Below are 14,435 nucleotides of genomic sequence, written 5' to 3'. Positions count from 1 at the left end.
GGGGTCAATGCCCTGCTCTACGGCCCACCGGGGACGGGCAAGACCGAATTCGCCCGGGCGCTGGCGGCCGACCAAGGCTTGGCGCTGTATCAGGTGCACAGCAGCGATGAGGACGGAGATGGGTTGAATCGCCGCGGTCGACTCTCGGCCTATCTCTTGGCCCAGCGTCTGCTCGCCCGCCGGCCCGATGCGCTGTTGCTGTTCGACGAGGTCGAGGATGCGTTCGAGAACAGCGATAACCTGCTCGCGCTGTTGCGCGGGCGGCGCACCGGCCAGCAGAAGGGCTGGATGAACCGCATCCTGGAGGAAAACGCGGTGCCAGCGATCTGGATCACCAACGATGCCGAGACCATGGATCCGGCCTTCCTACGCCGGTACCTGCTACCACTGGCGTTTCGCACCCCGCCGCGCTCGGTGCGTCGGCAGATGGCCGAGCGGCAGTTGGCCGACACCGGCGTCTCGGCGCAGGTGTTGGATGATCTCGCGGGCGATGCGGCGCTGATGCCGGCGCAGTTCGGGGCGGCGCGACGCTTGGTACTGCTGCGCACCGATGCCGATCCGGATGCGGTGGCCCGTGCCGGGATCTCGGCTCAGCGCAGCTTGCTGCAGGGTGCACCGATGATGCGTCGGCGCACCCCGGCGACGCGCTTCGATCCGGCGTTTCTCAACCTGGACGGTGAGCTGAGTCCGCCGCAGCTGTTGGCGGCGCTGGAGCGCCGCGGTCAGGGCAGTCTGTGCTTCTATGGCCCACCTGGGACTGGCAAGACTCAGTTCGCCGAGGTGCTGGCGGAAGCCCTGGATCGGGAGTTGATCGTGCGTCAGGGCTCCGATCTGGTCTCGGCCTATGTCGGGCAGACCGAGCAAAACCTGGCGCGGCTGTTCCAGGAGGCAGATCCGGTGCAGAGCCTGCTGTTGCTCGATGAGGTCGATAGTTTCCTCACCGATCGCAGCCAGGCGCGCCACAGCTGGGAGCGAACCCAGGTCAACGAGCTGTTGCAGCAGATGGAGCGTTATCCGGGCATCTTTATCGCCGCGACCAATCGGATGCAGAGTCTGGATCAGGCGGCACTGCGGCGCTTCGAGATCAAGCTGCAGTTTCGCCCGCTGACTCGCCCGCAGCGCCGGGCGCTGTTCGCGCGCGAGGTGTTTGGCAATACCGAGGCCGAGGTGCCGGCGCTGATCGCGCGGCATCTGGATGCGCTGGAGTCGCTGACCGCCGGGGATGTGGCCACGGTTTGCCGGCAGCGGGCGTTGTTGGGTGAGGATCTCAGTGCGGAGCAGTTCCTGCGCCGGTTGATGGTGGAGTGTCGGTTGAAGGGTGCGGTGCAGGTGGAGGCGGCCTAACCCCTGTCGGACAAGGCCTGTCGTGCGCCTCTGGTGTACTGCAGGCTGCTCGTCCTGCCGAGCGTCGTTCTCACGACAACTCGGCACCGCACCATAAAGGAGAGGGTCGCATGATGGTTTCCAACAACACTGATGTACGCACGCTGGTTCGCGGTGCCATGAAACAGTACCCCTGGCTGACTACGGAGCCGGGCAGCAAGCACTGGCGGCTGCGCAGCGAACGGACTCAAGACTTCATCCCAATCCCGTTCTCGCCGTCCGAACATCGGGTGATCAAACACCTGCGCGCGCAGATTCGCCGGCTCGCCAAGACTGGCGATGGGTTCATCGCTGCTAAGCGAAGCTAATCATCGATCCTGACGAAACTCATCACGTCGGGAGCTGCGCTCAAAGGGCGCGCTGATCACGCGCCCTTTGAAGCCCATCCGCGGTGCGCTCAGTCGCCCTGACTGGAGGCCAACGCGTCACAGAACGGCGCCAAGAAGCGCCGCTCCCCTGACCAGTCGACGACGGCGAACACCACCTCCGAAAAACCCCCGGCATGACGCTGCAGTGCCTGCTTGAAATCGCGCGCGGTGTGCACGGGATCGTTGCCGAAGGCACCGCAGCCCCAGGCGCCGAGTACCAGGGCACTGTAGTCAAAAGCACGAGCGATGTCGAACACGCGCTCGATCCGCTGTTGCAGCAGGTCACCGGCGGTCGGTTGGCCGATCGCGGGCGCATAGGGTGCGGCACAGGTCAGGACGTCGAGCATCCAGGGGGCGTCCAACGGCCTGCCCACATCGCTGCGGAACACCGGCACCCCAGGCGAGAGGATGGCCCAGTCGCTGGAGTCCGGCTGCGGCCGTTGGGCATGAGCGGCGTACATCGGATCGCCGCGCAGCGTTGCGTACAGGGCGCTGGAGCGGCAGAGCACCTCCTCTTGTGCGCGGGCGCCATTAAGGAACCCACCACCGGGGTGGATGCCGTTGGCGAAGTTCAACGCCAGCACCCGCTCGCCTGCGTCGACCAGCCGGCGGGCGGCCATCAGCGTGGTCTCGTTGATCACCTGTACGCGGGTGGCCTCGAAGCGCAGCGGTCTTGGGGCTGGCAGCACCGCATCCGGCGGCAGGCTGCGCTTGGCGCGCACCGCAGCGTCGATCGCCGCTGACCAGTCCACCGGTTCGCCCGCGCTGTTGTGGTAAACCCCTTGCTCGATGGCTTCAACGGCGCTCTGTCCGAGCGCCGCCGCCCGCGCACGCGGCAGGTCGAGTGCCTCACGGCATCGCATCGCTTGCACCGGTGAATCGGTACAGGGAAGAACGGTGATGGGGTTCATGAGGCCTCCGCCGACGCATTCCGCCAGTTGAGGAACTGCCGCACGCTGTCGCAGGCGGCGATGAGCCGCTCGCAGTCCTCGGCGGCACAGCCGATGGTGCCGTCGCGGTACCAGACCGTCGGGGCGGCGATGCTGTTATCGAGCATCCAGCGCGCCTGCTCGCCGTCTCCGATGAAGGTCCAATCAGCCGGTGGCGGCTTGATCTCGACACGGCGGTACTGGCCATTGGGCTGGCGTTGCAGGCCGAACAGGCGCTCGATCTCGGGCTCAAGCTGGACGGCGAGGTAACTGGCGGCCTGGCGCACGGCCTCCTGCAGCACACCATAGTCTGGATCATCGACATCGGGCTGGATCGCGCCATCCAACGTCAGTGCGCCGGCCTTGCTCAGGGTCATGCGCACCGGCGGCAGGCTGATCTGCAGATCGTCAAGGTTGTTACCGAGCGCATCCTGCGTGTTCTGTTCATCGTTGAGGAGGTCACGATCCTCCGGTTCGAAGGAGATCTCGACCTGATCCTCAGTGATGCTCAAGCTCACACGCGGATCATCCAGGGTCGGTGGCGGCTGCACCGGTTGCAAGGCACCGGCGACGACGCGATAACCGAGATGATCAGCGATCCAGGCGAGCTTGTCATTCGGTGTGACGCCGAGTGCTGCCAGCAGCCCTGGCAAGTCGGCCCGCAGTGTCTGGGGATCGCCGATCAGGCCGGCATCCCGCAGTTGCTTGTGCTTGGTGAGCCGCAGGATCAGCACCAGGCACTCCTGCGCGTCGAAGACCAGGAGTCGGCGCGGGCTGCCGCCAAGTCGGTATCCGGTCGTGCCGATCGGCTCCTCAGAGGCGACCGGCCGACCGCGTTTGTTCAACAGCAGGGCTTCCTGTGGCTGATCGAACAGGAATAGCTGATGGTCGGTGACGAAATCGGAGAACTGATTGGTCAGCTTGGCGGCTTCGAGCGCACGCTTGAGCAGGTAAAGCCCAAGCGGGTCCTGTCCGGGTGCCTGGATATGGAACAAGCGCTTTCTAGGGCCTTGATGACGCACCAGCAGACCGGCGACGGGGCCATGATCACGATGCCAGCAGAGCCATTGTTCGCTGTCCTTGGCCATGGGCTGGTAGTCGTCGACCGGGCGGGAGCGGAACTCATAGATACGGTCTTTGGAGTGGCTGCGCACCCGCCAACCCTGATCGGCGCCGACGCGCTGGCCCCGATGGATGGTCGGCTCGAGCACCGGCGCGCCGACGACGTCGTGATGCAGATCCGGATAGGCGAGCCCCAGATCCGCGAGGGCTTTCCAGAAGAAAACGGGGCGTTCGTAGCGCTCGGCGACCTGTCGGAGCATGCGCTCACGGAGCGTCGGATCAATGGGGCGGTCGTCGGCCTCGGTGTCGTACCAGACATAGGCCAGGCGGCGACCCGGCTCGGTGACCCACCAGGCGCGCTCGCCATGCGCGAGCAAGCGTCCCATACGGGTGGTGATGGCGCTGTCCAGCCCGTCGCGCCAGTAGAAACCATCATCGGCGAACTCGTGAAAAGACGTCAGGTTGAGGCTCAGCTCATCGGCCTGAACCGCTTGGCTGAGGGCTCGGCAGAGTCGATCGAACCCCGGCCCATCGATCAAGGCGGGATCGATCTGGCGACGCAGCGACACCAGCCCATAGAGACCGGCTGGCCAGTCGCCGTCTGCCTCATCGTCGGCCATGACGAACCCACGATCAGCCTCATCATCGATGTCGATCTGGATGGCGAAGCTGCGTGCTAAGGGCTGAACGATCAGAGCGTTTTCAGACCACTGATACCAGAATCGGAACCCGTCGGCCTCGGCAAACTCGCAGTCATCCAGATCGATTCGGCCGCAGATGCCGACGCGCTCGATCAACTCGCCGCGGTCGCCGAGATGGTGATCAGAGCGGCGATTGAGCGGACTGACCTCGAAACCGCGGTCGTTGAGCAGATCGAGCAGATCCTCCTTGTACTGTTTGGCGGCCTGCTGACGCTCTGAGCGACCCAAACCTGGGGCCTCGAAGTCATCGAGCTCGCCGAAGTAAAAGGAGGCTGCGGCCACGGCCTGGCCGGTGGGCTCGAGATCGTCGTGCAGATAGTACAGCTGCAGACCGCTGTTGGCGCAGTCCTCGAAGTCGTCGTCGTAGTCTCCATCGGCGAGACAGTTGTTGAGATCCTTCCCGACCCAGTGGACCTGTTCTAAGGTCTCGCACTCGCGCCATTGACCATGCAGGGTGTTAGGCAGATCGCCGCAGTCGAGCTCCCCGAGCGCCTGCAGTTCTTGCAGGCGGGCCGGATCTGCGAGCCACCGCTGGCGTTGCGCGAGCAGCTCGGGCACCCCGATCTGGCGCCGCGTGAGACTCTTGAGCAACTTGCGCGCTCGGCGCTTGAGGGCTTCGTGGTCGCTGTCGTTGACGACGATCTGGGCTTCGCGCACCAGCCCGATCACCTGGTGCAGGGCCTGTCGGGTCGCGTCCGAGGGGACGAAATGATGCAGTGCCTGGCCTTGCGCGTTGAGGTCAACCGCCCAGTTGGGCGCGCCGTCGGGGAGTGCCTGAATGACCTGCGCGTTGTCCTCGCATTGGCGCGCCCAGTGGGCGAGTTGGATCTCGAGTGCCTCGAGGATGTCCTCTGGGAGCGGGAGGCCGGCCAGTTCGCGACGCGACCAAGCACGGGTGGCTTCGGGGTAGAGATAGTTGGGCATGGGTGGGCTCCTTGTCATGACGGGTTGCGATCAACGACCTCGATGGCCGTGACCGCTATCAGACCCGATTTGTCAGACAGGCCTTGTCGCACGCAGTCCTGTTGAGTCCCTGTTAGGGTCAGCTACCCGTGCTTGGCAGGCTGGCGGTAGCTGGTTTCAGGCATCGTCTGTGGCATCAGCCGAGATGGCATCGACCGGTGCCTGAGTCGGTACCGGCGGATACACGGCCGCCATCTTGCGAGCCTGTTCAGCCACGACGTGGCGCAACTCCTCCGGTTCCAGCACTTCGAGTTTATCGCCCGCCCCCAGCAACCAGCGGAGTAGCTGCCCAGTCTGCGGCAAGCTCGCCTGGATGTGCAGGTCGAAGTCGGAGTCATCCGGCTCGTCCTCCCAGGTCTGCCCATCGGCGAGCGGACAGGCCAGCAGCAGCTGGGTCAGATAGCCACGCACGCGGATCACCAGCTCGATCTGCTGGCCCTGACCGAAGTCGACCTTGCCCTCGGCCAAGGCACGGTCCAGATCGAAGTTCTCCGCAGCGCGCGCGGGGATCGTTGGCTCGGGCTTGGCGCGGATGAAGCGATGCAGCGCATAGAAGCGCAGGTGGTCCTCGTCGTTCTTGAGCGCGAATAGGTAAGGAATCGGCCCCCGCTGCACCAGGGCTTGCGGATGCAGGATCGGGGTACTGCGCTCACCGGCGGCGTTCTGGTAGACCACCTGCAGGGCGCAGTGCTGGGCGAGTGCCGTGATCACCGCATGCAGGACATCCGGGTAGAGTTCGACCGGGCGCAGGCGCAGGCTATCGGGGACCACGCGCAGTTGCTGATCGGTCAGCAGGGGACGGTCACGATCATGCAGCAGGCGCTCCCAGAGCCGGTCGAGCTGACGCTTGGGAATGGCCTCGGCAATGATGTCTCGGACCTGGCGCAAGGTGAATTCCCAGACCGCTGCGTCATCGTCGAGCGTGTCGCCGATGCGCCGATAGCGCAGCGGCTTGCCACCGGGATTGACCGCCTCGATGCGCCCATCCTGGACCAAGGCCTCGAGATCGCGTTGCAGGGCGCGACGCTTGGACGCGGGACTGGAGGTTCCATAGGCCTGATCAAGGATCTCGAGCAGGCGGGCGCCATCGAGACAGTCGGCGGGTTTGCTGTCCGGCTTCGGCAACAGAGCCTCGAGCCGACGCAGGCGTTGGATGCGATCGTAGTTGGCAGCGCTCATGAGGAGTGAGTATAGGCGATCGTAAGACAAGGGCTGTCGTATCGATGCGGTCTAATGCGCCTCGTCAACCACACCGAGGTATTGCCCATGTCCCGTCAAGACCGCTCTTTGTCCTCGCGCGAACTACTGAACCGCATCGGCCTGAATGAGGAGACGCCGCACAGCCTGATCCAGGATGAGTCGTTGGATGATCTGCTGGGTGATCTCGAAGGGGATCTGGGCTCGGTGCTGCGTGAGCGTTATGCGTTGCTGAACCAACAGCATCCGTTCAAGCCCGGCGATCTGGTGTGCTGGAAGCCGGGACTGAGGAACCGCCGGGTGCCGGCCTATGGGGCGCCAGCAGTGGTGTTGGAGGTGTTAGATCAGCCGATCACGGATGGGGAGACCGAGAGCGGCAGCACCTATTTCCGCGAGCCGCTGAGTCTGGTGTTGGGGCTGTTCTGGGATCGCGAGCCGGGGCGCGGGGATTTCGTGGCCTTTCACTTCGATGGGCGGCGGTTTGAGGCTTGGGAGTCGGGGCTCGCCTGAGCAGTAGTCGACACCGCCACCGGGGCGCAGGTGACCCGCGCGTCCATGGTGAGCGGGCATGCCTTATTCGCGCCCGAGGCAACCCTGGGCGACCTATCGAGTTGCTCATCCTTCTGCACGCGACCCAAAGAAATCCAGAGTCTTTGTTGTCGTCAGCAGACAAGTGCTTATTGACTCCAGATTCTCAACGGTGATCTGTGCGCCGATCTACTCCGCTTATCATGGTCTCGAAACGCAAGTGCCACTGGGAACCGAAAGTGGCCTAAAGCACGAAAGTAGCATACATTGTGACGAGTTGATCAGCTTGCCGAAAAGCGCTCTAAGCAATTTCGTTGGATGTTTGTCTACCACAAAAACTGCGGAACTGCGTGCGGCACTGATTGCTTCACTAGAACTATGAGATCCGCAAGACCAGACCTTTTATAGTAGGCGTCTTGGAGCCAATCTTGATGCAGATCGCTGAACTCAGTCACGGCTCAATCGTGGTGATGCAGCGCGCGCAGCATGGCCTCGCGCAAGATGGCGTTGATTCTGGTATGCATACCGATGCCTCCGGGGACGAGGTCAGGGTCGGGACAAGGCGAATTGAGGGTTGCGGGAAAGGGATTGCAATTATACCGGCACATACACACCCGCCATCTTGCGCGCCTGTTCGGCGACGACGTGGCGCAGTTCCTTGGGTTCCAGCACGTCGAGCTTGTCGCCCGCCCCCAGCAGCCAGCGCAGCAGTTGTCCGGTCTGCGGCAGGCGGGCCTGGATGCGCAGTTCGAAATCAGAACCCTCTGGCTCGTCCTCGCTGGTCTGCTGATCACTGAGCGGACAGGCCAGCAGCAGCAGCTGCGTCAGATAGCCACGCACGCGGATCACCAGCGCGATCTGCTGGCCCTGGCCAAAGTCGATCTTGCCCTCGGCCAAGGCACGGTCCAGATCGAAGTCCTTGGTCAGCATTGGTCAGCGAGTCGCGAGCAGAACTCAGATACAGTAAAGCAATCAGGTCGTTCATGTTAAGGCTCAAGTGAGCGGCATCGAGTGCGATCATGGGCTGGCTGCAGGCGCAGGTGATGGGCCTCGCGGTAGAGGCGTTTGACGGTGGCGGATTCTCCATCGATCAGCGCAACGACCACCTCGCCATTGGCGGCGCTGCCCTCAGTCGTCTTCTGGGTCGGCTGCGGGCTCGGCTCGCAGATAGCGCAGGCTGGTCGGTGACTTCAGGTCTGGACGCTCGATCCAGACAATATGCAGTCCGCCCTTCGGGGCCAGGGCGACGGCCGGACTGCCCTGGTAGCCGGCGCCAGAGGCACCGGGAACCACGAGGTCCGCGCTCCAGTTGGCGCCGTGGTTCCAGGAGATCAGAACGTCTCCGGTCTCGTCAGGGTCGCTCCAGCCCTCCCGCGGGTCGTCCCATGCGGCGACGAAACCCTCACTGGCGCCGGTGAGTGCCGCGTGCCACTGGGCAACGTCGGCGCCATACTGATCCTGGACGATCTGATTCGCCCCGAAACTGCGGCCACCATCGTCGCTGGCCGCCCCCCAGACGGCATAGCCCGAGGACGCGTTGCGCTTGTCGAGCCAGACCGCGCGCACTAGCCCCTTGCCGTCCGAGGCGAGCACGACGCGCATGACTCCGGTGCCGAGCTGCACCGGCCGGCCATCCTCAGAGGCTGGCTGGCGAAAGGCGTTGAGCTGGCCCGGCGGTGCGAATGCTTGCGCCCGCGCGCGGCTGCTGAAGAGGAGCCGGGTGTGACCGGCGCGGCGATCTTCCCAGGCGACGACCAAGCGGGCGTCCGGCGTCCAGACGGCGCTCGGATAGGCCTGGTAGGGATGATCCGCGACCGGGGCCACAGCCACTGGTGTCTCCGCCAGCGCAACTGTGCGGCCATCGAGCCGAAGCTCGGCGGCCTGGATAAGCTGGCCGCTGGCCTGTGCGCGCACCCAGACCGCGACCAACCGGCCCTCGGCGTCGCTCGCCAGGGTCACTTGGCGGCTGTCCTTTGGTGCCAGCTCCGCGATCGGGCCAGGTCCCGACGGGTCTATGAGCCGGGCCTTGATCGCCCCGTCCTGCTCCCAGGCGGCCAGCCATCGGCCTGCGTCGATTGCGACCAGCGCCGGATCGTAGGCCTCGTCGCCGTCGCTCAGGCGCTGAGCGGTCGGAAAGCCGTCTGCCCGGTCCGGCTTAACGGCGAGATAGATCTGGGGCGAGCCGGATCGGTCGTCCTCCCACAAAACGGCGACCTGGTCCTGCGACGCCGCGATGTGGCGCCGTCCGGCGCCGGTCAGGTGGTGATAGTTGCCCCGGTCCGGGGGGCCGGCGAGTTCAATTGGATCGCCGAACGACCAGGGCTGACCCAGGACCGCGGCCGGCACTAGGAGGACGGCCAATAGGAGTGAGCGGATCACGACTCAGCCGCCTTGAAGTCGGCAAAAGTCTGATGCCGAAAATGATCACCGCTCACATAACGGTCGAGCAGCAGAAGCTCCTCGGCGCTTTGGAAGCCCGGTGATCGGCTGATCGGCTCGCCATCGGGCTCCAGGAAATAGAAAGACGGCGTACCGATAACCCCGAGCCGCACCCCGAGCGCCATTTCGGTGATGCGCTCGCCGCCGGGCAAGCGTAAGCGCTCACCGCTCTCGGCATCCACATAGGCCAGTACATAGTTGGCGTTGTAGCGATCGACGACCCTTGGGTCTGTAAAGCTCTCGCGATTGGTCTTCTCGCAGGATGGACAGCCGTAGCGGCCGAAGTATAAAAAGACCCTGCGTTGATCCTGTTGCGCCAGCTTGAGCGCCTCGTCATAGGGGTGGAAGGTCCACCCGGAGGGTGGGTCCGCCGGGGCCAGCGCCGACCAGCAAAGAAGGACGAGGGCGGCGCACAGCATCGATCGTTGCGGGCTTCTAGTGCTCACTGTGATGTACCTGTGTTGGAGATGTGGGCGAGAGCTTCCCGCCGCGGCGTCGGTCAGCGTGCCGATGCTGCCGACCCACGAAGGCTAGACCAAAAAGCTGGCGGCTGCCATGCCCTCTATGGCGTCGCTGGACCGCAGACCCCAAGCCTTTGCAGAGGATGGGTTGCTCGTCTAAACCCCAGTCTGGCGATATGACGTCTGTCGTGGGACCATTTCGCGAACAAGACGCCAGCGCCGCTCAGGCGATGTTCGGCGTCCACCCTGCTCAGCGTCGGATGATCCCTTGTCTGGCGACCCCTGCGCCCTCCAATGAGTGACTCATCTCGCGCGCCCCACAACCGACCAGAGGAGAGACAGGATGCAGACCGGCATCTGGATCAGCCTGACCATCTATTTCGTTGCCATGCTCGGCATTGGCTTTTACGCCTGGAAGAAATCGACCGTAAATTCCGAGCAATACATGCTCGGCGGACGCAACCTGCCGCCGGCGGTCGCCGCGCTATCCTCAGGCGCGTCGGACATGTCGGGCTGGCTCCTGCTCGGTCTGCCAGGCGCGCTCTACGCGGCCGGACTGGTCGAGGCCTGGATCGGGATCGGGCTCTTCATCGGCGCCTTGATCAACTGGATCGTGGTCGCACCGAGGCTGCGCGAGCAGACCGAGCGCTACGACAACGCCCTGACCATCCCGGAATTCCTCGGTAACCGTTTTCCGAGCCGGGCCACGGCGCTACGCATGCTGGCCGCGGTCATCGTCGTGCTGTTCTTCGCTGTCTATACAGCCTCCGGCCTGGTTGCGGGCGGCAAGCTCTTTTCTTCTGCTTTTGGCGGCTACTACGAGACCGGTGTTTGGCTGACGCTGGGCATCGTGCTCGCCTATACGGTCGTCGGCGGTTTTCTCGCCGTCTGCCTGACGGACTTTGTTCAGGGCGTCATCATGATGCTAGCGCTGATCATCATGCCGGCCGTCGTGCTCTATGCCGGCGATGGCGGCGGTTTCGTGCAAGCCGGCCAGACGCTGTCCAATGTCGAGGGCTTCACCCTGTCGTGGTGGACGCCGGAGATGACCATCATCGGCTGGCTGTCGCTGATGGCCTGGGGGCTCGGCTATTTTGGCCAGCCGCACATCATCGTGCGCTTTATGGCCGTCAGGACCGTCAAGGAGGTACCCACCGCGCGCAATATCGCCATGGTCTGGATGGCCATTTCGCTGATCGGCGCCATTGGCGTCGGCGTCCTCGGCCGCGCCTATACCCAGCGCAACGGGATCATCGTGGAAGACCCTGAGACCATCTTCATCCTGCTCGCCGAGACGCTGTTCCCCGCAATCATCACCGGCTTCCTGTTCGCCGCCCTGCTGGCGGCGATCATGTCGACCGTGTCGAGTCAGCTCTTGGTGTCGTCGTCGTCGCTGGCCGAAGACGTCTACCGGCTGTTGGTCAACAAAAAGGCCAGCGACAAGGCCATCGTCACCGTCGGGCGCATCGCGGTCGTGGCGGTGGGCGTCGTCGCCGCGCTGATCGCGAGCGATCCCGACAGCAAGGTGCTCGGCCTGGTTGCCAACGCCTGGGCTGGCTTTGGCGCCGCCTTCGGGCCACTGATGATCCTGTCCCTGACCTGGAGCCGAATGACCGGCACTGGCGCCGTCGCGGGGCTCGTCGTCGGCACGCTGACGGTGATCGGTTGGATCAGCCTCGGCTGGAATGCCCGTTTCCTCGGCGGCCCGGGCGTCTACGAGATCATCCCTGGCTTCCTCTTCTCCATGGTCGCTATCGTCATCGTCAGCCTCGCCACCGAGGCCAAAGGCGAATTCCGCGCGATGACCGGCGACTGAGACGCACAGGACTCAGAGCAGCAGCTTGTTGCAGCAATACGCGTCTCTGCCTGATTGCTTCGGGCGCGTGTTTGCGCTGATCGATCCTGAGCCGTTCGCCGCGTGCTTCCGCCAGTGGAGCGCGTCGGTGGCTGAGTTGCTTCCCGATGAGGTCGTGGCCGTGGATGGCAAGCGCGTGCGCCGCTTGCATGATCGTCGCAAAGGGTTGGCAGCGTTGCACCTGGTCAGCGCCTGGGCGACGGCCAACCGCGTGGTGCTCGGCCAGGTGGCCACCGAGGCCAAATCCAATGAGATCACGGCGATCCCGCCGTTGCTACAGTGGCTGACGCTGGAAGGCTGTCTCGTCACCATCGATGCCATGGGCTGTCAGACCAAGATTGCCGAGCAGATCATCGCGCAGGGCGGCGACGATGTGCTGTCGCTCAAGGGCAACCTTGAAACCCGGTACTTCATCGGTAGCATCGGCACCAGCGCGGCCCGGTTTACCCACGCGGTGCGCGGTCACTGGGGCATCGAAAATGAGCTGCATTGGACTTTCGATCTCTCGTTTCGCGAGGATGAGTGCGGCGGGTGGAGGCCGAGCATGTGTTTCCGGCGGCGCAGTTTGGCAACTTCAGGCGGTGTTGGCGTGATCCAGGCCGGTACCCTGAGTGTCGCCGTTTTTACCGCAGATTATAGCGATGTCATTCAGGCCACCACTGAGCGAACTTATCAGAAAGTTTCTTGCCGCGATCTAGCATAGTCTTTTTATTAAAGCCGGGATTGACCGCCAGATCAGTGCCTAGCTCTGAAGTCATTTTGAACTTACTCTTCTTATAGGCTGCTGTTTTTCCACTAATATTGGAATTTTGTATCGAGCTGTTTATCTTTTTTTCCAAAATTGTTAGATTACCTAAAAGGTTTTGATATTCTTCAAAATCTTGGTCGTTTTTGAATCCAAGAGCACGGGGTTTAAAGTTAGGTGTCTTAGATAAAATATGCTCAATAGTTGGGTTTGATGCCATAAGAGATTCTAATTCTTTTATCGAGTAAGCTTTGTTTTTCAATCTTTCACTGTAATCTATGAATAACGATCTTAACATTCCGGTTTGACTATAATAGTCATAGTTTTCCAAATAATCTTTAAACCGAGAGTCGCTGATCTCAAAACGATTTAACCAATTTAATTGGTTTTCTATGTCTTTTAAATCCCAATCTTTAGTATTAAGACTATATGCAAATTCAGCGGCATGTTTACGTCCTTGATAGGCCCGCAATTTAAACAGCCGCAAGTCAATAATTGAGAGCATCTTTTGTATGGTGATGTTGCGTGTAGGCAAAACTTGATCGAGAAAACTATTTTTTTCAAGTTGCGTGATAACAGGGTAAAGAACAATGTTAAGACCTTGGATTGAAAATAATTTGTAGTATTCTGGATACTGATTAACTTTAACAATAATATTCCGGAAGGCATTTACGTACCCGACAAGGCTCTTCAAGTATCTGGATATGTATTGATCAAGTTGTCTGGCACTATTTTTATCTTTTCGAATCTTGTAAAGATGATTCTTCACATTTTCTTGAACTTCATGCGATGTCGGATCATAGCTTTCGTCAGAAAAACAGATATGGTGATGTCGTAGTAAATCGTCCTCCGTGAACTGTTTTGAGCTGATTATGTTGATAGCTTTTCGCTCAGCAATCAGCTTGATTTCATCATACCATGTAAAAATGTCAGCAAAACCATTGTTGATATCATCATCATACTTGCGGCCAAGGTACTTATCTGAGAAATAGAACAAAAGGCTTTTCATTTTGTCCATCCTGGATAACTCTTTGCCTCTATCGTTCACAGTTTGAAAAATTCTAATAGCGTCTGATTCATCTTTCTCAATAAATTCAAGCACTGAAAGCTTTTCGATAGACGAGAGAAAAACGTCAGGTTTTTTTATATGATACTTAGCTAGATTTTCCACCTCATCGAATGCATCTAATAAAAATTTTTGACTTTTATTTTCAGGCGCAAGATTGCCAACATCAACCGCGCCCATGTCCAGTAATTGAAAGTAGAAATCCCGATCGCGCTCTAATGGTATTAGTTTATAACGACTCTGTTCTTTAATGTAGGTTCGATGGAAAAAAGTTCTATCCGCTTCTTCTGGTAGCTTTCGAATTACGCAAGCAATAAATAGCAAAAGCGTGGTGAGTCGCTGCTGCCCATCTACAACAGTATATATTTCAGGGTTATCTGTTTTTGCTAATACAATGGTGCCAAGATAATGTTGGGAGTTTGTTTCAATCGCTTCTTTTATATCTTCAAATAATTCGCTGACATTTTGCTTTTCCCATGCGTAGCTGCGCTGATATCGAGGTATATCTAATAATTTTCCTGAAAAAAACTGTTTCAATGTTTGTTGGCTAGACATAACTAAGACCTCGCGTATGAGAGTGGCAGTTACTATTCAATGGGGTCAATTTTTCAAATACTCCCAATAGTCATGCCGAGTATTCTGAGGGGATAGAACTTATGGCAAAGGGTTTATTGCCTAACGCCATGCTCAGCCGAGCCGGTTGAGCGAGAGCGAAACCGGCTTCGGCTGGAGCAGTTC

14 protein-coding genes are annotated in these 14,435 nt (G+C 60.7%); 6 read left to right on the top strand and 8 right to left on the bottom strand.

Annotated features, from left to right (window positions below; translation table 11 throughout):
• On the top strand, window positions 1-1,344 hold a 1,344-nt coding region (locus VBE63_RS19530), incomplete at its 5' end, for an ATP-binding protein (RefSeq protein WP_323684691.1).
• Between the two features lie 110 nt (window positions 1,345-1,454).
• Window positions 1,455-1,691 carry a hypothetical protein gene (locus VBE63_RS19525; protein ID WP_323684690.1) on the top strand — a complete coding sequence of 79 codons (237 nt, stop codon included), beginning with the start codon at window positions 1,455-1,457 and terminating at the stop codon, window positions 1,689-1,691.
• Window positions 1,692-1,780: 89 nt separating this feature from the next.
• On the opposite strand, the gene VBE63_RS19520 is transcribed toward VBE63_RS19525, so the two are convergent.
• The 3 genes from VBE63_RS19520 to VBE63_RS19510 all read right to left on the bottom strand — a co-directional run bounded on the left by VBE63_RS19520 (window position 1,781) and on the right by VBE63_RS19510 (window position 6,585).
• The gene (locus VBE63_RS19520) at window positions 1,781-2,662 is read right to left on the bottom strand and encodes a TIGR02452 family protein (RefSeq protein WP_323684689.1); all 882 of its coding nucleotides are present in this window, start codon (window positions 2,660-2,662) and stop codon (window positions 1,781-1,783) included.
• Window positions 2,659-5,367, bottom strand: coding sequence for a hypothetical protein (locus VBE63_RS19515; RefSeq protein ID WP_323684688.1), 2,709 nt, complete (start codon window positions 5,365-5,367; stop codon window positions 2,659-2,661). The genes VBE63_RS19520 and VBE63_RS19515 overlap by 4 nt, the downstream gene beginning before the upstream one ends.
• A 156-nt stretch (window positions 5,368-5,523) precedes the next feature.
• Window positions 5,524-6,585 carry a WYL domain-containing protein gene (locus VBE63_RS19510; RefSeq protein ID WP_323684687.1) on the bottom strand — a complete coding sequence of 354 codons (1,062 nt, stop codon included), beginning with the start codon at window positions 6,583-6,585 and terminating at the stop codon, window positions 5,524-5,526.
• Between the two features lie 87 nt (window positions 6,586-6,672).
• Between VBE63_RS19510 and VBE63_RS19505 the strand changes: the two genes are divergently transcribed.
• Window positions 6,673-7,113 carry a hypothetical protein gene (locus VBE63_RS19505; protein ID WP_323684686.1) on the top strand — a complete coding sequence of 147 codons (441 nt, stop codon included), beginning with the start codon at window positions 6,673-6,675 and terminating at the stop codon, window positions 7,111-7,113.
• Between the two features lie 58 nt (window positions 7,114-7,171).
• Window positions 7,172-7,513 carry a type II toxin-antitoxin system PemK/MazF family toxin gene (locus tag VBE63_RS31505; RefSeq protein ID WP_416274597.1) on the top strand — a complete coding sequence of 114 codons (342 nt, stop codon included), beginning with the start codon at window positions 7,172-7,174 and terminating at the stop codon, window positions 7,511-7,513.
• A 212-nt stretch (window positions 7,514-7,725) separates the two neighbouring features.
• On the opposite strand, the gene VBE63_RS19500 is transcribed toward VBE63_RS31505, so the two are convergent.
• From VBE63_RS19500 to VBE63_RS19485, 4 genes are read right to left on the bottom strand one after another with little or no spacing between them, the layout of a single operon-like run.
• Window positions 7,726-8,061, bottom strand: a complete 336-nt coding sequence (locus tag VBE63_RS19500; protein WP_323684685.1) for a WYL domain-containing protein — start codon at window positions 8,059-8,061, stop codon at window positions 7,726-7,728.
• 56 nt (window positions 8,062-8,117) lie between these two features.
• Window positions 8,118-8,300, bottom strand: coding sequence for a LexA family protein (locus VBE63_RS19495; protein WP_323684692.1), 183 nt, complete (start codon window positions 8,298-8,300; stop codon window positions 8,118-8,120).
• Window positions 8,260-9,510: a hypothetical protein gene (locus tag VBE63_RS19490; protein ID WP_323684684.1), complete on the bottom strand. Its 1,251-nt coding sequence runs from the start codon at window positions 9,508-9,510 to the stop codon at window positions 8,260-8,262. Before VBE63_RS19490 ends, VBE63_RS19495 begins: the two co-directional genes overlap by 41 nt.
• Window positions 9,507-9,989 (bottom strand): thioredoxin family protein, encoded by a 483-nt coding sequence (locus tag VBE63_RS19485; RefSeq protein ID WP_323684683.1) that lies wholly within the window; start codon window positions 9,987-9,989, stop codon window positions 9,507-9,509. The genes VBE63_RS19490 and VBE63_RS19485 overlap by 4 nt, the downstream gene beginning before the upstream one ends.
• A gap of 385 nt (window positions 9,990-10,374) precedes the next feature.
• Between VBE63_RS19485 and putP the strand changes: the two genes are divergently transcribed.
• The gene (putP, locus tag VBE63_RS19480; protein WP_323684682.1) at window positions 10,375-11,847 is read left to right on the top strand and encodes a sodium/proline symporter PutP; all 1,473 of its coding nucleotides are present in this window, start codon (window positions 10,375-10,377) and stop codon (window positions 11,845-11,847) included.
• Window positions 11,848-11,872: 25 nt separating this feature from the next.
• The gene (locus VBE63_RS19475) at window positions 11,873-12,589 is read left to right on the top strand and encodes an ISAs1 family transposase (protein ID WP_323684681.1); all 717 of its coding nucleotides are present in this window, start codon (window positions 11,873-11,875) and stop codon (window positions 12,587-12,589) included.
• Here VBE63_RS19475 and VBE63_RS19470 read toward each other — a convergent pair.
• Entirely contained in the window at window positions 12,531-14,252 is a 1,722-nt protein-coding gene (locus VBE63_RS19470) for a DUF262 domain-containing HNH endonuclease family protein (protein ID WP_323684680.1), read from the bottom strand. The two genes, VBE63_RS19475 and VBE63_RS19470, sit on opposite strands and share 59 nt — an antisense overlap.
• Window positions 14,253-14,435: the final 183 nt, after the last annotated feature.

This window comes from Lamprobacter sp. (assembly GCF_034860625.1).
GTDB lineage: Bacteria > Pseudomonadota > Gammaproteobacteria > Chromatiales > Chromatiaceae > Lamprobacter.
The sequence above is the reverse complement of the archived record's forward strand: the minus strand, read 5'-3'. Positions and strand labels throughout refer to the sequence as shown.